This window comes from Streptomyces sp. NPDC044984, from assembly GCF_040646935.1.
Taxonomy (GTDB): domain Bacteria; phylum Actinomycetota; class Actinomycetes; order Streptomycetales; family Streptomycetaceae; genus Streptomyces.
Genome location: NZ_JBEZBE010000036.1, coordinates 63,259 through 79,643 on the forward strand (window position 1 = coordinate 63,259; position 16,385 = coordinate 79,643).

Here is a 16,385-nt window from a genome sequence, read left to right on the forward strand (position 1 = left end):
AACGCACCGGGGTGACCGTGAGCGCAGCGAGCAGGTTGCCCGCCGCGCGCGGCGCCGGGAGGGTGGACGCATGCGCCGACTGCTGCTGCTCACACCGCTGTTGCTGTTCACCGTAGGCTGCGGAGCGGTGCAGTCCTCCGAGGGGGAGGCGACGGACGCCGCACGGGAGGCGGCCAGGAAGGCGGGCGAGCGGCTCCACGGCCAGCGTCCGCGCACGGCGGAGGAGGTGGGGCGCTCCGCTTCCGGCATCGACGGGGTGGAGGTGCTGCGGGTGACGGGCACCTCGACTCACGACGGGGACGGCGTCGACGTGGTCGTCCGCACGTCCGGCTCGGCGTACAACGGATGGTTCGACCCCGAGGAGGTCGTCGTGCGGCGTTGTTTCGCGGTGCGGGTGCCGCCCCGGATCCAGCGGATGCCGGGAGAGGGCGGCTGCACCGTGGCCAACGCCCTGGACCCGCTGCCGCCACCGCACTGAACGCGGTGCCCGGCTCCGGCGGAGGGCCCCGCACACGCGAAAGGGCGGCACCCCCGCACGGGTGCCGCCCTCTCTTTCGTGGTCCGGAGCCGTCGCCGATCGGTGAGGGTGGTCGGGTGACAGACGACGGCTCCGGGGCTCGATTCGCCCCGTGGGGGCTAGCGGTGGTCGCTGCCCGTCGACGTGACGGCCGCGCGGCCGGCCTCCAGGCGGGCGACCGGGATGCGGAACGGGGAGCAGGAGACGTAGTCCAGGCCGACCTCGTGGAAGAAGTGGACCGACTCCGGGTCGCCGCCGTGCTCGCCGCAGACGCCGAGCTTCAGGTCGGGGCGGGTTTCGCGGCCGGCCTTCGCGGCGGCGGCGACCAGCGAGCCGACGCCGTCCTTGTCGATCGTCTCGAACGGCGACACCCCGAAGATGCCCTTCTCCAGGTAGGCGGTGAAGAAGCTGGCCTCCACGTCGTCCCGGGAGAAGCCCCACACCGTCTGGGTGAGGTCGTTGGTGCCGAAGGAGAAGAACTCCGCCGCCTCCGCGATCTGGCCGGCGGTCAGCGCGGCGCGCGGCAGCTCGATCATCGTACCGATGGAGAGCCTGAGCGAGGTGCCGGTGGTCCGCTCGACCTCGGCGATGACCTGGTCGGCCTCCTCGCGGACGATCTCCAGCTCCTGGACCGTGCCGACCAGCGGGATCATGATCTCCGCACGCGGGTCGCCCTTGGCGGCCTTGCGCTCGGCCGCCGCCTCCGCGATGGCCCGCACCTGCATGGTGAACAGGCCGGGGATGACCAGGCCGAGGCGGACGCCGCGCAGGCCCAGCATCGGGTTCTGCTCGTGGAGGCGGTGCACGGCCTGGAGCAGGCGCAGCTCGTTCTCGTGCGGCTCCTGCCGGGACTCGGCGAGGGCGACGCGGACCGACAGTTCGGTGATGTCGGGCAGGAACTCGTGCAGCGGCGGGTCGAGCAGGCGGATGGTGACCGGGAGGCCGTCCATCGCCTCGAAGAGTTCCACGAAGTCCCGCTTCTGGAGCGGCAGCAGGGCCTTCAGGGACTCGTCGCGCTCGGCCTCGGTGTCGGCCAGGATCAGCCGCTCCACCAGCTCGCGGCGGTCGCCGAGGAACATGTGCTCGGTGCGGCACAGGCCGATGCCCTGGGCGCCGAAGCGGCGGGCGCGCAGCGCGTCCTCGGCGTTGTCGGCGTTGGCCCGCACCCGCAGCCGGCGCTTGCGGTCGGCGAAGGCCATCATCCGGTGCACGGCCTCGACCAGCTCGTCGGCGTCGTCGGCGCCCGGGTGCATCCGGCCCTCGAAGTACTCCACGACCGGGGACGGGACGACCGGGACCTCGCCCAGGTAGACCTTGCCGGAGGAGCCGTCGATGGAGACGACGTCGCCCTCCTCGACCACGTGCCCGCCGGGGACGGTCATCCGGCGGCGCTTGGTGTCGACCTCCAGCTCCTCCGCGCCGCAGACACAGGTCTTGCCCATGCCGCGCGCGACCACGGCCGCGTGGGAGGTCTTGCCGCCGCGGGAGGTGAGGATGCCCTCGGCGGCGATCATGCCGTCCAGGTCGTCGGGGTTGGTCTCGCGGCGGATCAGGATGACCTTCTCGCCGGAACGCGACCACTTCACGGCGGTGTAGGAGTCGAAGACCGCCTTGCCGACGGCCGCGCCCGGGGAGGCGGCGATGCCGCGTCCGACCTGCTCGACCTTGGCGTCCTCGTCGAAGCGGGGGAACATCAGCTGGGCGAGCTGGGCGCCGTTGACGCGGGTGAGCGCCTCGGCCTCGTCGATCAGGCCCTGGTCCACCAGCTGCGTGGCGATGCGGAAGGCGGCGCCCGCCGTGCGCTTGCCGACGCGGGTCTGGAGCATCCACAGCCGACCGCGCTCGATGGTGAACTCGATGTCGCAGAGGTCCTTGTAGTGGTTCTCCAGGGTCTCCATGATCTGCATCAGCTGGTCGTACGACTTCTTGTCGATCGACTCCAGCTCGGCGAGCGGCACGGTGTTGCGGATGCCCGCGACCACGTCCTCGCCCTGCGCGTTCTGCAGGTAGTCGCCGTAGACGCCCTGCTGGCCGCTGGCGGGGTCCCGCGTGAACGCGACACCCGTGCCGGAGTCCGGGCCGAGGTTGCCGAAGACCATGGAGCAGACGTTGACGGCCGTCCCCAGGTCGTGCGGGATGCGCTCCTGGCGGCGGTAGAGCTTGGCGCGGTCGCCGTTCCAGGAGTCGAAGACCGCCTTGATGGCGAGGTCCATCTGCTCGCGCGGGTCCTGCGGGAAGTCCCGGCCGGCCTCGGTCTTGACGATCTTCTTGAACTTGGTGACGAGCTTCTTGAGGTCGGCGGCCTCCAGCTCGGTGTCGACGGTGACCTTCTTGGCCGCCTTCGCCGCGTCCAGCGCGTCCTCGAACAGCTCGCCGTCGACGCCGAGGACGGTCTTGCCGAACATCTGGATCAGGCGCCGGTAGGAGTCCCACGCGAACCGGTCGTCGCCGGCCTGCGCGGCCAGGCCCTGCACGGACTTGTCCGACAGACCGATGTTGAGGACGGTGTCCATCATGCCCGGCATGGAGAACTTCGCCCCGGAGCGGACCGACACGAGGAGGGGGTCGTCGGCCTGCCCGAGCTTCTTGCCCATCCTCGTTTCGAGGGCGTCGAGGTGCGCACTCACCTCGTCACGCAGTGCCGTCGGTTCCTCGCCACTGTCGAGGTAGGTCTTGCAGGCCTCGGTGGTGATGGTGAAGCCGGGCGGGACGGGAAGGCCCAGGTTGGTCATCTCGGCGAGGTTGGCCCCCTTGCCGCCGAGGAGGTCCTTGAGATCCTTGTTGCCCTCGGTGAAGTCGTAGACGAACTTCACGCCCTCAACGCTCGCGCCCGGCTGAGCTCCATGGTGATCTTTGTTTTCCGACACGGGTCTCGACTCCTCGAGGACGCGGTGGCTGCCCTGACGGCGAGGAATGTACCCAGATCGAAGGCGCCTGGGTACGTCCACTTGTGCGTCATGCGCCTGTAACCACTCGTCCGCCAGCGGATCGAAAGTCAAAGCTTGGCAAGCCACAGTGGCCGAATGTTTTCACTTCTTGAACGCATCGACCTCCTCAATCCCCTCCCGTTCGCTCACATGAGCAACAATCTCCACGTTTGATTTCGCCCGCTGAACGATCAAAGGGTGGCACTGAGTGCCACCCTTTGAGAAGTGCAGTCGCCCAAGATCCGCTCATCTGAGCGCAACCCTTATCAAGGGTGGCGAGAATCACGCTGCCACAGCGAGCCGGATTCCACCATGCGGACCGGTTCCGGCACCCGAAATCCGCCGGTCGGATGAACGCACCGGCCACCCCGCCCGTACGGAACGACGGCGGACCCGGACCCCCACGCCGGGTCCGCCTCCCACCGGGCTCGGTACGGAAGGGACCTCCGGGCTGCCTGTCTTCACACGCCCGCGCGGCACACGTCCGCGCGACACACGCCTGCGCGGCACACGCCCGCGCGGTACTGCACGCGACGCACACCCCCGCCGTCGCCCGCGCCCCGCCGAGGACGCACCGGTGTGGAAGATGAGCTCCTTCCGCGACCGCTTACTGACGGCCTACGGCTCCGTCCCGCACCCCACGAAGGGCCGATCAGCCGCCGGAGGTGTCCAGTTCCGCGTCCTCGCCGACGCCCGCGCAGTCGTAGGGGTCCTTCAGCCAGCCGTCCGGCAGCACCACCCGGTTGTTGCCGGACGTACGGCCGCGGGGCCCGTCGGCGCCGGTGGGCCAGGGCTGGTCGAGGTCCAGCTCGTCGAGCCCGGCCCGCAGCTCCTCCAGCGAGGAGGTGACCGCGAGCCGCCTCCGCATCCCGGAGCCGACCGCGAAGCCCTTCAGGTACCAGGCGACGTGCTTGCGGAAGTCGATCACGCCGCGCGACTCGTCGCCGATCCACTCCCCCAGCAGCGTGGCGTGCCGGACCATGACGTCGGCGACCTCGCGCAGGGTGGGCCGCACATAGGCGTCCGTGCGCCCCTCGAAGGCGGCCACCAGGTCCGCGAACAGCCACGGCCGGCCGAGGCAGCCCCGGCCCACGACCACCCCGTCGCAGCCGGTCTCGCGCACCATCCGCAGCGCGTCCTCCGCCGACCAGATGTCGCCGTTGCCGAGCACCGGGATCTCCGGGACGTGCTCCTTCAGCCGGGCGATGGCGTCCCAGTCGGCGGTGCCGCCGTAGTGCTGGGCGGCGGTGCGGCCGTGCAGCGCGATGGCGGTCACGCCCTCCTCGACGGCGATCCGGCCGGCGTCCAGGTAGGTCAGGTGGTCGTCGTCGATGCCCTTGCGCATCTTCATCGTCACCGGCAGGTCCCCGGCGCCGCTCACGGCCTCGCGCAGGATCGACCGCAGCAGATTCCGCTTGTACGGGAGGGCCGAGCCGCCGCCCTTGCGGGTCACCTTGGGGACCGGGCAGCCGAAGTTGAGGTCGATGTGGTCGGCGAGGCCCTCCTCCGCGATCATGCGGACGGCCTTGCCGACGGTCACCGGGTCGACGCCGTAGAGCTGGATGGAGCGCGGCTTCTCGCTCTCGTCGAACCGGATCAGCTGCATGGTCTTGTCGTTGCGTTCGACCAGCGCCCGGGTGGTGATCATCTCGCTGACGAACAGGCCCTTGCCGCCGCTGAACTCCCGGCACAGGGTGCGGAAGGGCGCGTTGGTGATCCCGGCCATGGGGGCGAGCACGACGGGCGGCCGGGCCGTGTGCGGGCCGATCTGCAGGGGCGGGGCCGTGGCGGGCGCGAGCGTGGGCATTCCCCCATTGTCCCGCATGCCGAGGGGTACCCGGTGCGTCGCCGTACGGAGATCATGTAACGGTCATTAGTTAACCGCACTATCGAAACGCGCGTACGATGGCACCCATGCCCGAGCTCAGCCACGGCCGACGCATGCTGGTGCTCGCGATCTGCTGCATGAGCCTGCTGATCGTGAGCCTGGACAACACGGTCCTCAACGTCGCCCTGCCCGCCCTGCAACGGGAGTTCCACGCCAGCACCTCGGGGCTGCAGTGGACCATCGACGCCTACACGCTCGTCCTGGCCTCGCTGCTGATGCTCGCGGGCTCCACGGCGGACCGGATCGGCCGCAGACGGGTGTTCATGGCGGGCCTGGTGGTCTTCACCCTCGGCTCGGTGCTGTGCTCCCTGGCGCCGGACCTGTCGTGGCTGGTCGTGTTCCGGATGGTGCAGGCGATCGGCGGCTCGATGCTCAACCCGGTCGCCATGTCGATCATCACCAACACCTTCACCGACCCCCGCGAGCGGGCCCGCGCGATCGGCGTGTGGGGCGCGGTCGTCGGCATCTCGATGGCCGCGGGGCCGCTGGTCGGCGGGCTGCTGGTGGAGTCGGTCGGCTGGCGCTCCATCTTCTGGGTCAACCTGCCGGTGGGCCTGGCCGCGCTGCTGCTCACCTGGCGCTTCGTCCCGGAGTCCCGCGCCCCGAAGGCCCGCCGCCCGGACCCGGTCGGCCAGTTCCTGGTGATCGTCCTGTTCGGTTCCCTGACGTACGCGATCATCGAGGCCCCGCACGCCTCCCCCGCGTCGATCGCTCCGTACGCCGTCCTGGCCCTGGCCGCCCTCGTCGCCCTCCTGCGCTACGAGCCCCGCCGCCGCGAACCCCTCATCGATCTCCGCTTCTTCCGCTCGGCTCCGTTCAGCGGGGCCACGGTGATAGCCGTGAGCGCGTTCGCCGCGCTCGGCGGCTTCCTGTTCCTGTCCACGCTGTACCTGCAGAACGTGCGGGGCCTGAGCGCCCTGGACGCGGGCCTGTGGATGCTCCCGATGGCCGTCCCGACCTTCCTGTGCGCCCCGCTCTCCGGCCGGCTGGTCGGCGGCCGGGGCCCGCGCCTGCCGCTGCTGGTCGCCGGCGGCGCGATGACGGCCAGCGGGCTCCTCTTCGCCCTCTTCGAGGCCGAGACCTCCAACACCACCCTCTTCATCGGGTACGTCCTCTTCGGCGTCGGCTTCGGCTTCGTCAACGCCCCCATCACCAACACCGCCGTCTCCGGCATGCCGACCGCGCAGGCGGGAGTCGCCTCGGCGGTCGCGTCCACCAGCCGTCAGCTGGGCCAGGCGCTGGGCGTCGCGGTGATCGGCGCGGTGCTGGCGGCGGGGGTGGGCTCGTCGTCGTACGCGGAGGCGTTCGTGACCGCGGCGCGGCCGGGGTGGTGGATCCTCGCGGGGTGCGGGCTCGCGGTGCTGGTGGTCGGCGCGCTGACCTCGGGGCGCTGGGCGCGGAGGACCGCCGAACGGACGGCGGAGCGGCTGGAGTCGACGGAGATGCGGCGGAATGCGGGCGTGAGCGCCTGAGCAGTCGCCCCCGCTCCCGCGGACAATCGTGCCGCGGGGCGGCACGGGTGGGCGATGGGGGTCCCCCCGCTCGAGCGCGGCCGGGAGCGGGGGAGGCACCCCGCAAGCGCCGGACTGCGCGATCCGCCCCCGGCCCACGGCCACGCGGCCGCGCGATGTCGCCCTCGCCTCACGGTCCTTGCCGCCCCCGATCCGGGGCAGTAGAACGACGACACCCCACCCGGACCCCGGAGGAGCCATGCCGCAGATCGACACGAGCAAGGTCAGCCGCTGGGACCTGCACGGCCGTGAACACGTCGTACGCCTCCAACGCACCGGCGTACAGCGGACGATCCGGTGTGACACGTGCGGCTGGCTCGGAGGCGCCCGGTTCCTCCCGTGGGCCAAGGCGCAGAAGCACCTGGCGGAGGAACACCTGGCGGAGGAGCACCAGGCGACGGTGGACCCGTCGAACCGACGGGCGTCCACGACGAGGCCCCCGGTACCGGACCACTGAGTGATCCGGGCCGGGGGCCTCGGGGTGAGCCCGCGCAGCGGCTACGCGCCGATCAGGCGGGCCGCCAGGTACCCCTCGATCTGGTCGAGCGAGACGCGCTCCTGCTTCATGGAGTCGCGCTCGCGCACGGTCACCGCGTTGTCGTCCAGCGTGTCGAAGTCGACGGTCACGCAGAACGGCGTACCGATCTCGTCCTGGCGGCGGTAGCGGCGGCCGATGGCGCCGGCGTCGTCGAACTCGACGTTCCAGTTCTGCCGCAGCGCCTGCGCCAGGCCCTTCGCCTTCGGCGACAGCTCCGCGTTGCGGGACAGCGGGAGCACCGCGACCTTCACCGGGGCCAGGCGGTGGTCGAGCCGCAGCACGGTCCGCTTCTCCATCTTGCCCTTGGCGTTGGGCGCCTCGTCCTCGACGTAGGCGTCGAGCAGGAAGGCGAGCATCGCCCGGCCGACACCGGCCGCCGGCTCGATGACGTACGGCGTCCAGTGCTCGCCAGCCTCCTGGTCGAAGTAGGCGAGGTCCTGGCCGGAGGCCTTGGAGTGGGCGGAGAGGTCGTAGTCGGTGCGGTTGGCGACGCCCTCCAGCTCGCCCCACTCGCTGCCGCCGAACTGGAAGCGGTACTCGATGTCAGCGGTGCGCTTGGAGTAGTGGGAGAGCTTCTCCTTCGGGTGCTCGTACCACCGCATGTTCTCCTCGCGCAGGCCGAGACCGGTGTACCAGTTCCAGCGCTGCTCCATCCAGTACTCCTGCCACTCCTCGTCCTCGCCCGGCTTGACGAAGAACTCCATCTCCATCTGCTCGAACTCGCGGGTGCGGAAGATGAAGTTGCCGGGCGTGATCTCGTTGCGGAAGGACTTGCCCATCTGGGCGATGCCGAACGGCGGCTTCTTGCGCGAAGCGGTCTGCACCTGGGCGAAGTTGGTGAAGATGCCCTGGGCGGTCTCGGGACGCAGGTAGGCGATGGAGCCGGAGTCCTGCGTCGGGCCGAGGTGGGTGGAGAGCAGGCCCGAGAACTGCTTGGGCTCGGTGAAGGTGCCCTTGTTGCCGCAGTTGGGGCAGTTGAGGTCGGCCAGGCCGTTCTCCGGGGCGTGGCCCTTCTTCTCCTCGTACGCCTCCTCCAGGTGGTCCGCGCGGAACCGCTTGTGGCAGGAGGTGCACTCGGTCAGCGGGTCCGTGAAGGTGGCGACGTGGCCGGAGGCGACCCACACGTCCGGGGCCAGGATCACGGACGAGTCGATACCGACCACGTCCTCGCGCGAGGTGACCATGTAGCGCCACCACTGGCGCTTCAGGTTCTCCTTGAGCTCGACACCCAGCGGTCCGTAGTCCCAGGCGGCCTTCGTGCCGCCATAGATCTCACTACTGGGGAATACGAAGCCACGGCGCTTGCTCAGGCTGACGATGGTGTCGATCTTGTCGGCGGCCACGGTGCTCTCTTCATTACGACGACGGGCGACGAAGCGAGATTGCTTCCAGCGAAGCCCTCAGGCTACCGGCGTGGCCTGCCCCTCGACCAATTCGGTGCCCCCCAAGGCCTCCCACGTGCTTTGTTGACAACGGTTTCCATATTTGTTGAAAATGAGTGTCATGAACGTACGACGACACCACATATCCGCGGCCGCCCTGGCCGCGGTCACCGCCCTCGGTCTCGGCACCCTGACCGCCTGCTCCTCCGACAGCGCCGCCGCGGGCAACACCGACAAGTTCGACGTCGTCGCGTCGTTCTACCCGATGGCCTTCCTCGCCGAGCAGATCGGCGGCGAGCACGTCAACGTCACCAGCCTCACCGAGCCCGGCCAGGAGCCGCACGACCTGGAGATCAGCGCGAAGCAGACCGCGCAGCTCCAGGAGTCCGACGCGGCCCTCTACCTCAAGGGCCTGCAGCCCACCGTCGACGAGGCCGTCGACCAGTCCGAGGTCGAGACGAAGATCGACGCGGCGACCCTGACCTCCCTCGAGGAGCACGGCACCGAGGCCGGCGGCCACGCGGACGAGCACGCCGAGGAAGGCCACTCCGAGGAGGAGCACGCCGAGGAGGAGCACGGCCACGAGGACGAGCACGGCCACGAGCACGAGGGCGGCCAGGACCCCCACATCTGGCTGGACCCGGTGAAGTACGCCGAGGTCGCCGAGGGCGTCGGCAAGGCCTTCGAGAAGGCCGACCCGGACCACGCCGCCGACTACGAGAAGAACACCGCGGCCCTGGTCGAGAAGCTGAACGAGCTCGACACCACCTTCAAGACCGGCCTGAAGGACAAGAAGACCGACGTCTTCATCACCACCCACTCCGCCTTCGGCTACCTCGCCGAGCGCTACGGCCTGACCGAGGAGGCCATCAGCGGCCTGGACCCCGAGTCCGAGCCCAGCGGGGCGCGCGTGAAGGAACTTGAGAAGATGGCCAAGGCCGACGGCGTCACCACCGTGTTCTACGAGACGCTCGTCAGCGACAAGACCGCCAAGACCCTCGCCGGCGACGCCGGACTGAAGACGGACGTCCTCGACCCGCTCGAGGGCATCACCGACAAGTCCCGCGGCGACGACTACTTCCAGGTCATGGAGGCCAACCTCGAGGCCCTGCAGACGGCTCTGGGAGCCAAGTGACCTACGCGACACCGGAGGACGGCATGACGACCGAGCCCGTCATTTCCCTGCGCGGCGTCCGCGCCGAGCTGGGCTCGCGCCCCGTCCTGCGCGGCATCGACCTCACCGTGCGCCACGGTGAGGTCGTCGCCCTGCTCGGCGCCAACGGCTCCGGCAAGTCGACCGCCGTGCGCAGCGTCATCGGCCAGGTGCCCGTCACCGCCGGCGAGATCGAACTCTTCGGCACCCCGCGGCACCGGTTCCGCGACTGGGCGCGCGTGGGCTACGTCCCGCAGCGCACCACCGCCGCCGGCGGCGTGCCCGCCACGGTCACCGAGGTCGTCTCCTCGGGCCGTCTGGCCCGCACCCGCTTCGGCCTCTTCCGCAAGGCCGACCGCGAGGCCGTGCGCCACGCCCTGGACCTGGTCGGCATGGCGGACCGCGCGAAGGACTCCGTCGACGCCCTCTCCGGCGGCCAGCACCAGCGGGTCCTGATCGCCCGCGCGCTCGCCGCCGCCCCCGAACTCCTGATCATGGACGAGCCGATGGCGGGCGTCGACCTGGCCAGCCAGGAGGTCCTCGCCGAAACCCTGAGGCACCAGGTCTCCGAGGGCGCCACGGTCCTCCTCGTCCTGCACGAACTGGGCCCCCTGGAGCCCCTGATCGACCGGGCGGTCGTCCTGCGCGACGGCTGCGTCCTGCACGACGGCCCGCCCCCCGAGGCGGTCGGCCAGCACGCGCTGCCCGGCCACGACCACGTACACCCGCACGCACCGGCGGGCGCCGAACCGATCCGCACAGGACTGCTGAGCTGATTCCGATGGAGATCCTCGACTACGCCTTCATGCAGCGGGCGCTGCTCGCCGCCGTCCTGGTCGGCATCACCGCCCCCGCGGTCGGCATCTACCTGGTCCAGCGCCGCCAGGCCCTCATGGGCGACGGCATCGGCCACGTCGCCATGACCGGCGTCGGCCTCGGCTTCCTGCTCAGCTGGTCCCCGGTGTGGATGGCGACCCTGGTCTCCGTCCTCGGCGCCGTCTTCATGGAACTGGTCCGCTGGTACGCCAGGACCCGCGGCGACATCGCCCTCGCGATGCTCTTCTACGGCGGTATGGCCGGCGGCGTGATGTTCATCAACCTCGCCCCCGGCGGCTCCACCACGAACCTCTCCTCGTTCCTCTTCGGCTCCCTGTCCACGGTCTCCGAGTCCGACGTCACCGCGATCTGCCTGCTGGCCGCGTTCGTGGTCGCGATCACCGTCGGTCTGCGCCGGCAGCTGTTCGCGGTCAGCCAGGACGAGGAGTTCGCCCGGGTGACGGGCCTGCCGGTGCGGTTCCTGAACCTGCTCACGGCGGTCACGGCCGCGGTCACGGTCTCCGTCGCGATGCGCGTGGTCGGCCTGCTGCTGGTGAGCGCGCTCATGGTGGTGCCGGTCGCGGCGGCCCAGCAGCTCACCCGCAGCTTCGCCGCGACCTTCGCGATCGCCGTCGCGATCGGCGTGAGCGTGACCATCGGCGGCACGGTCACCTCGTACTACCAGGACGTGCCGCCCGGCGCGACGATCGTGCTGCTGACCATCGCCGCGTTCATCGCGCTGACCGCGCTGGCCGCCCCGCTGGCCCGCCGCCGCGCCCGGGCCCTGGCCGCCGCGCAACCCGGCGGCGACCCCGCCGAGTGCGCCATTCCGGCCGGCCGCGAGGCCGGCGACACGGTCGGCGCCTGACTGCCCTCCGCCCGGGCTGGCACAATGGCCCGGGCAGAGGCCAGAGATGAGGAGGCATCCCCGTGACGACCGCAGGACCGCCCGTGAAGGGCCGCTCCACCCGGCAGCGTGCCGCTGTGGCGGCCTGCCTCCAGGAGGTGGACGAGTTCCGCAGCGCGCAGGACCTCCACGACATGCTCAAGCACAAGGGCGACTCCGTCGGCCTGACCACGGTCTACCGCACGCTGCAGTCCCTCGCCGACGCCGGCGAGGTCGACGTCCTGCGCACCGCCGACGGCGAGTCCGTCTACCGCCGCTGCTCCACCGGCGACCACCACCACCACCTGGTCTGCCGCAGCTGCGGCAAGGCGGTGGAGGTGGAGGGCCCGGCCGTGGAGAAGTGGGCCGAGGCCATCGCGGCGGAGCACGGCTACGTCAACGTGGCCCACACGGTCGAGATCTTCGGCACCTGCGCGGAGTGCGCGGCCGCCGCGCACGCCGGCTGAGACCGCGGCGACGGCAGTCCCCCTTCAGGGCAGCATGTCGCCGCGGTGCACGCAGGAGTACGAGCCGTCGTCGTTCCGGCCCACGCTGTCGTGGGACCAGCAGTGCGGCATCGGCGCGAGCGTCCACAGCCGCACCGCGGCGAGGGCGCCCAGGACGACGACGACGCCCCACCCCGCGTACGACCGCCGCCCCGCGAGCGCCAGCCCGCCGACGGCGAGCAGCGCCGCGCACACCAGCAGGTACATGGCGAGCGGCGCCAGGTTCTCCCGCAGTCCCGGGAAGGACTCCATCTCCACCGTGCTGCCGAAGGCGAGGAGCACGGCCGGCCCCGCGAAGGCGAGGACGACGGCCGCCGCACACCCGCGGGCGGCACGGGCGACCGTCACACGCGGGCGAGGTGCCGGTCGAGCAGGGCCCGCAGGCGCTGGAGGTCCTCCTCGCCGCGCAGACCGCGCTTGGGCTCGACCCCCAGCACCAGGATGCCCGGGTCGCGGCTGAGCAGCACCAGGTGCTCGGGGGTCTCGCGGTAGCCGCGGAACAGCGTCCAGCGCTGCACCACCGTCGTGTGCTCGGTCTCGACCGTGATCCCGGCGTCGGTCACCGTGACGCGGTACTCGCCCTGCCACGAGACGGCCCGGAGCACCTGACCGGCCTGGATCCGGGGCGTGCCCCAGACCAGGACCGCGGTCAGCAGCGAGAGCGCGGTCAGCACCGCGGCGTCCGCCCCTCCGAGCGCGGTGAACGCGGCGAACCCGGTGAGCAGCACGACGAACATCCACCGCACCGGCGCCACCTCGCGCACGCGTGCGCGGACCCGGATGCCCTGGAGGATGTCGGCGCGCGTCGGCCGGTAGACCAGCTCGACGGCGTCGGTGCCCCTGTCCTGAACGATGTCCCGCCCCTGGTGATCCATGGGGCGGAACCCTAACGTCCCGCGTCCGGGCGTCAGCTCCCGGGCTGCTCGCCCTTCATCGCCAGCAGTTCCTCGTTCGGGATCGCCCCGCCGAACCGCCGGTCCCGGGAGGCGAACTCCAGGCACGCCCGCCACAGGTCACGGCGGTCGAAGTCCGGCCACAGCACGTCCTGGAAGACCATCTCGGCGTAGGCGCTCTGCCACAGCAGGTAGTTGGACGTGCGCTGCTCACCGCTCGGCCGCAGGAACAGGTCCACGTCCGGCATGTCCGGGTAGTACATGTACCTCTGCAGCGTCTTCTCGTTCACCTTCGACGGGTCGAGCCGCCCCGCCTTCACGTCCTCCGCGAGCGCCTGCGCGGCATCGGCGATCTCCGCGCGCCCGCCGTAGTTCATGCAGAAGTACAGCGTCAGCCGGTCGTTGTCCTTCGTCTGCTCCTGGGCGACCTGGAGCTCCTTGGCCACCGACTTCCACAGCTTGGGCATCCGCCCCACCCAGCGCACCCGCACCCCCAGCTCGTCGAGCTGGTCACGGGACTTGCGGATGAAGTCCCGGTTGAAGTTCATCAGGAAGCGCACCTCGTCCGGCGACCGCTTCCAGTTCTCGGTGGAGAAGGCGTACAGCGAGATCGCGCCGACCCCCATCTCGATCCCGCCCTGGAGCACGTCCAGCACCCGCTCGGCGCCGACCTTGTGCCCCTCGGTGCGCGGCAGCCCCCGCTCCTTCGCCCACCGCCCGTTGCCGTCCATGACGATCGCCACATGGTTGGGGACCAGCTCCCCGGGGATCTTCGGAGGCCGCGCGCCCGAGGGGTGCGGCTCCGGCGTCCTGTACTCCCGGCGCTGGCGCCCCAGGAACCCGCGTACCACCATGTGCTTCTCGTCTCCTCGTGCTGACGTTCCGTGTCGTGCTTACTTCTCGACGTACCGGAGCGAGCGCAGCCCGCGCTCCAGATGCCAGTGCAGGTAGGCGGACACCAGCCCGCTCCCCTCCCGGACGTACCGCGCCTCGCACGCGTCCGCGGTCTCCCAGTCTCCCGTAAGCAGCGCGCCGAGGAGCCCCAGGGCCTGCGGTGAGGGTACGACGCTGCCGGGCGCCCGGCAGTCGACACAGACGGAACCACCGGACGCGACCGAGAAGAACCGGTTCGGCCCGGGCATCCCGCACTTCGCGCAGTCGGTGAAGCTGGGCGCGTACCCGTTGACGGCGAGGGAACGCAGCAGGAACGCGTCGAGCACGAGATGCGGTGCGTGCTCACCCCGGGCCAGCGTCCGCAGGGCCCCGACCAGCAGCAGGTACTGCTGCACCGCCGGCTCGCCCTCGTGGTCGGTGAACCGCTCGGCGGTCTCCAGCATGGCGGTGCCCGCGGTGTACCGCGCGTAGTCGGTGACGATCCCGCCACCGTACGGCGCGATCGTCTCGCTCTGCGTGCACAGCGGCAGTCCGCGCCCGACCAGCTCGCTCCCCTTCGAGAAGAACTGCACGTCCACGTGCGAGAACGGTTCGAGACGCGCGCCGAACTTCGACTTCGTCCGGCGCACGCCCCTCGCCACCGCGCGTACCCGTCCGTGACCGCGCGTGAGCAGTGTGATGATCCGGTCCGCCTCACCCAGCTTCTGGGTGCGCAGCACGATGCCGTCGTCGCGGAACAGACTCATGGCATCCATTGTCGCCCACGTTCACGGCACCTCCCCCCGGCTCCGGGCATTGGCGTACGCCGTCGCCGCGCGCAGCCGCTCGGCCGGCGTGGCGTGCCGTACGGCACCGGGGTCGGCGTCCCACTCCCGGCCGCCGCCGTACGGTCTCAGCTGGACGTAGGGCCCCTCATGCCCCATGACGACGCCGATCCGCTCGGTCCTGGTGTCCACGACATACGCGCCGACGGGTGGCTTCACCGCACCACCGCCGCCGCGATCCGCCGCGCGGTCTCCACGGAACACCGCCCCAGTTCGACGAGTGGACAGGGCGCCTCCCGCGCAAGACTCACCGGGTCCAGCCCCAGTGACGGCAGGGAAATTCCGGCCTTCGCGAGTGCCGCCCGCAATTCCTTCACCACTTCCTCCGCTTCTTCGACGCAGAGCGCCGAGTGTCGTGCCTCCACGGTGATCCCCTCGCTTTTCCGTTTTCACTCTTCGCACCTCAAGAATGCCGTGTCAGACCTACACTCGGCAGGAGGCTGTGCGCTACAAGTGCGGGTCAGCACAAGGGGGTTGGTTATGGCCAACGGTTCGCGTCAGGCGGCGTGGGAGTTCTTCGGCACGGAACTGAAGCGGCGACGCGAGGACGCGGGGTTCACGCAGGTGGAACTGGGTGCGCGGGTGTTCGTGTCGGGCGGCTACATCGGCCAGTTCGAACAGGCGATTCGCAAGCCTCAATTGGATGTGGCACAGCGGATTGACGGGGTACTGCAAACCGACGGTATTTTCGAGCGGTTGTGCAGGAAGCTGATTGACGATCGGCGGTATGCGGATTACTTCGCGAAGGCGGCGGAGCTGGAAGCGCTGGCGACGGAAATCTGTGAGTTCGCGCCGGCGCTGGCGCCTGGGCTACTGCAAACCCCGGAGTACGCGCGGGCCGTCACTCTGGCGATGAACCCGCTCGCTACGGATGAGTTCATCGAGGAGAAGGTGTCCGGCCGGGTCGAGCGGGCACGGATCCTCAAGGACGCCACCCGCCCGGTGTACTGGGTGATCCTCCACGAGAACGTGCTCCGTATCCCCGTCGGCGGGCCGACCGTCATGGTCGAGCAGCTGGAGCATGTGGCCGCGCTGGTACGGGCACGGACGGTGGTGGTACAGGTACTGCCCGACTCGGCGGGGGCATACGCGCTCATGAACGGGATGGTGGTGCTCATGGAGTTCGACGACGCACCGCCAACGGCCTATAGAGAAGCCGTGTATTCGGGGAATCTCCTCGACGATCCTGCCGTGGTGAAGCGAACGCGCTCGGCATACGATCTGCTCAGGGCCACCGCACTGCCCCATGAAGCGTCCCTGGCCCTGATCGAATCGGCCGCGAAGGACCACAGACGATGCGCGAGTACGACCTGAGCAACGCCCACTGGCGCAAGAGCACGTACAGCGACGGCAACGGAGGCAGTTGCGTCGAGGTCGCGTACGACTTCCCCGGCGCCGCCCGCTGGCGCAAGAGCAGCTACAGCGGCGGCGACGGCGGCGAGGCCTGCGTCGAAGCCGCCGACGGACTTCCCGGCGTCGTACCCGTCCGGGACAGCAAGGTGGACGGTGGACCGGTGATCGTCGTCGGGTCGGCCGCCTGGACGGAGTTCATACGCACCGTCGGGGCCACTCGCTTCTTCGTCAGTGTCGTGCTTCCGCGAGCCGAGTAAAGGGCGCTGCGTTGCGCTGCGCTCCACTCCGCGTCGCCTT

The 16,385-nt window shown here is 70.4% G+C and carries 18 protein-coding genes; 9 read left to right on the plus strand and 9 right to left on the minus strand.

Translation table 11 applies throughout. The features are described from left to right. The first annotated feature begins 70 nt into the window (after nucleotides 1–70). Nucleotides 71–478, plus strand: a complete 408-nt coding sequence (locus AB0A94_RS31245; RefSeq protein ID WP_361749329.1) for a hypothetical protein — start codon at nucleotides 71–73, stop codon at nucleotides 476–478. Between the two features lie 158 nt (nucleotides 479–636). On the opposite strand, the gene ppdK is transcribed toward AB0A94_RS31245, so the two are convergent. Both ppdK and dusB read right to left on the minus strand, forming a co-directional pair. Further along, complete coding sequence (gene ppdK, locus AB0A94_RS31250; protein WP_361749330.1) at nucleotides 637–3,330, minus strand: pyruvate, phosphate dikinase; 2,694 nt, start codon at nucleotides 3,328–3,330, stop codon at nucleotides 637–639. Nucleotides 3,331–4,096: 766 nt separating this feature from the next. Further along, a complete protein-coding gene (dusB, locus tag AB0A94_RS31255) occupies nucleotides 4,097–5,251 on the minus strand; it encodes a tRNA dihydrouridine synthase DusB (protein WP_361749331.1) in 1,155 nt (384 codons plus the stop codon). A gap of 107 nt (nucleotides 5,252–5,358) precedes the next feature. Between dusB and AB0A94_RS31260 the strand changes: the two genes are divergently transcribed. Together AB0A94_RS31260 and AB0A94_RS31265 are read left to right on the plus strand one after the other, a co-directional pair. After that, nucleotides 5,359–6,804, plus strand: coding sequence for an MFS transporter (locus AB0A94_RS31260; RefSeq protein WP_361749332.1), 1,446 nt, complete (start codon nucleotides 5,359–5,361; stop codon nucleotides 6,802–6,804). 238 nt (nucleotides 6,805–7,042) lie between these two features. Next, entirely contained in the window at nucleotides 7,043–7,300 is a 258-nt protein-coding gene (locus AB0A94_RS31265; RefSeq protein ID WP_361749333.1) for a hypothetical protein, read from the plus strand. A 41-nt stretch (nucleotides 7,301–7,341) separates the two neighbouring features. Here the strand turns inward: AB0A94_RS31265 and AB0A94_RS31270 are convergent, their stop codons facing one another. Beyond that, nucleotides 7,342–8,724, minus strand: a complete 1,383-nt coding sequence (locus AB0A94_RS31270) for a glycine--tRNA ligase (protein ID WP_361749334.1) — start codon at nucleotides 8,722–8,724, stop codon at nucleotides 7,342–7,344. Nucleotides 8,725–8,884: 160 nt separating this feature from the next. Here AB0A94_RS31270 and AB0A94_RS31275 point away from each other — a divergent pair, with 160 nt between their 5' ends. The 4 genes from AB0A94_RS31275 (at nucleotide 8,885) to AB0A94_RS31290 (ending at nucleotide 12,085) form a co-directional block, all read left to right on the plus strand. After that, nucleotides 8,885–9,898 (plus strand): metal ABC transporter substrate-binding protein, encoded by a 1,014-nt coding sequence (locus AB0A94_RS31275; RefSeq protein ID WP_361749335.1) that lies wholly within the window; start codon nucleotides 8,885–8,887, stop codon nucleotides 9,896–9,898. A gap of 23 nt (nucleotides 9,899–9,921) precedes the next feature. Next, on the plus strand, nucleotides 9,922–10,692 hold the full coding sequence (locus AB0A94_RS31280; RefSeq protein ID WP_361749336.1) for a metal ABC transporter ATP-binding protein: 771 nt from the start codon (nucleotides 9,922–9,924) through the stop codon (nucleotides 10,690–10,692). A 5-nt stretch (nucleotides 10,693–10,697) separates the two neighbouring features. Continuing rightward, a complete protein-coding gene (locus AB0A94_RS31285) occupies nucleotides 10,698–11,600 on the plus strand; it encodes a metal ABC transporter permease (RefSeq protein ID WP_361749337.1) in 903 nt (300 codons plus the stop codon). Nucleotides 11,601–11,662: 62 nt separating this feature from the next. Then, entirely contained in the window at nucleotides 11,663–12,085 is a 423-nt protein-coding gene (locus AB0A94_RS31290; protein WP_361749339.1) for a transcriptional repressor, read from the plus strand. 24 nt (nucleotides 12,086–12,109) lie between these two features. Here AB0A94_RS31290 and AB0A94_RS31295 read toward each other — a convergent pair whose 3' ends face one another. From AB0A94_RS31295 to AB0A94_RS31320, 6 genes are read right to left on the minus strand one after another with little or no spacing between them, the layout of a single operon-like run. Then, nucleotides 12,110–12,472 carry a hypothetical protein gene (locus AB0A94_RS31295; protein ID WP_361749340.1) on the minus strand — a complete coding sequence of 121 codons (363 nt, stop codon included), beginning with the start codon at nucleotides 12,470–12,472 and terminating at the stop codon, nucleotides 12,110–12,112. After that, nucleotides 12,469–12,999: a YcxB family protein gene (locus AB0A94_RS31300; protein WP_361749341.1), complete on the minus strand. Its 531-nt coding sequence runs from the start codon at nucleotides 12,997–12,999 to the stop codon at nucleotides 12,469–12,471. Before AB0A94_RS31300 ends, AB0A94_RS31295 begins: the two co-directional genes overlap by 4 nt. A gap of 32 nt (nucleotides 13,000–13,031) precedes the next feature. After that, a complete protein-coding gene (locus tag AB0A94_RS31305) occupies nucleotides 13,032–13,871 on the minus strand; it encodes an isoprenyl transferase (RefSeq protein WP_361749342.1) in 840 nt (279 codons plus the stop codon). Nucleotides 13,872–13,910: 39 nt separating this feature from the next. Further along, nucleotides 13,911–14,657 carry a DNA repair protein RecO gene (gene recO, locus AB0A94_RS31310; RefSeq protein WP_361749343.1) on the minus strand — a complete coding sequence of 249 codons (747 nt, stop codon included), beginning with the start codon at nucleotides 14,655–14,657 and terminating at the stop codon, nucleotides 13,911–13,913. A gap of 21 nt (nucleotides 14,658–14,678) precedes the next feature. Further along, nucleotides 14,679–14,894, minus strand: coding sequence for a hypothetical protein (locus AB0A94_RS31315; protein WP_361749344.1), 216 nt, complete (start codon nucleotides 14,892–14,894; stop codon nucleotides 14,679–14,681). Beyond that, nucleotides 14,891–15,100 (minus strand): hypothetical protein, encoded by a 210-nt coding sequence (locus tag AB0A94_RS31320; protein ID WP_361749345.1) that lies wholly within the window; start codon nucleotides 15,098–15,100, stop codon nucleotides 14,891–14,893. The genes AB0A94_RS31315 and AB0A94_RS31320 overlap by 4 nt, the downstream gene beginning before the upstream one ends. 115 nt (nucleotides 15,101–15,215) lie before the next feature. On the opposite strand from AB0A94_RS31320, the gene AB0A94_RS31325 reads away from it, so the two are divergent. Together AB0A94_RS31325 and AB0A94_RS31330 are read left to right on the plus strand one after the other, a co-directional pair. After that, nucleotides 15,216–16,049: a helix-turn-helix transcriptional regulator gene (locus AB0A94_RS31325; RefSeq protein ID WP_361749347.1), complete on the plus strand. Its 834-nt coding sequence runs from the start codon at nucleotides 15,216–15,218 to the stop codon at nucleotides 16,047–16,049. Next, the gene (locus AB0A94_RS31330; RefSeq protein ID WP_361749348.1) at nucleotides 16,031–16,345 is read left to right on the plus strand and encodes a DUF397 domain-containing protein; all 315 of its coding nucleotides are present in this window, start codon (nucleotides 16,031–16,033) and stop codon (nucleotides 16,343–16,345) included. Before AB0A94_RS31325 ends, AB0A94_RS31330 begins: the two co-directional genes overlap by 19 nt. The last annotated feature ends 40 nt before the right edge of the window (nucleotides 16,346–16,385 follow it).

Excerpts from the sequence above, each read along its gene's own strand:
- AB0A94_RS31285 (WP_361749337.1), top strand. The coding sequence starts at position 10,698 with ATGGAGATCCTCGACTACGCCTTCATGCAGCGGGCGCTGCTCGCCGCC.
- AB0A94_RS31265 (WP_361749333.1), top strand. The coding sequence starts at position 7,043 with ATGCCGCAGATCGACACGAGCAAGGTCAGCCGCTGGGACCTGCACGGC.
- dusB (WP_361749331.1), bottom strand. The coding sequence starts at position 5,251 with ATGCCCACGCTCGCGCCCGCCACGGCCCCGCCCCTGCAGATCGGCCCG.
- AB0A94_RS31300 (WP_361749341.1), bottom strand. The coding sequence starts at position 12,999 with ATGGATCACCAGGGGCGGGACATCGTTCAGGACAGGGGCACCGACGCC.
- recO (WP_361749343.1), bottom strand. The coding sequence starts at position 14,657 with ATGAGTCTGTTCCGCGACGACGGCATCGTGCTGCGCACCCAGAAGCTG.
- AB0A94_RS31275 (WP_361749335.1), top strand. The coding sequence starts at position 8,885 with ATGAACGTACGACGACACCACATATCCGCGGCCGCCCTGGCCGCGGTC.
- AB0A94_RS31260 (WP_361749332.1), top strand. The coding sequence starts at position 5,359 with ATGCCCGAGCTCAGCCACGGCCGACGCATGCTGGTGCTCGCGATCTGC.
- AB0A94_RS31330 (WP_361749348.1), top strand. The coding sequence starts at position 16,031 with ATGCGCGAGTACGACCTGAGCAACGCCCACTGGCGCAAGAGCACGTAC.
- AB0A94_RS31325 (WP_361749347.1), top strand. The coding sequence starts at position 15,216 with ATGGCCAACGGTTCGCGTCAGGCGGCGTGGGAGTTCTTCGGCACGGAA.
- AB0A94_RS31280 (WP_361749336.1), top strand. The coding sequence starts at position 9,922 with ATGACGACCGAGCCCGTCATTTCCCTGCGCGGCGTCCGCGCCGAGCTG.
- AB0A94_RS31305 (WP_361749342.1), bottom strand. The coding sequence starts at position 13,871 with ATGGTGGTACGCGGGTTCCTGGGGCGCCAGCGCCGGGAGTACAGGACG.
- AB0A94_RS31245 (WP_361749329.1), top strand. The coding sequence starts at position 71 with ATGCGCCGACTGCTGCTGCTCACACCGCTGTTGCTGTTCACCGTAGGC.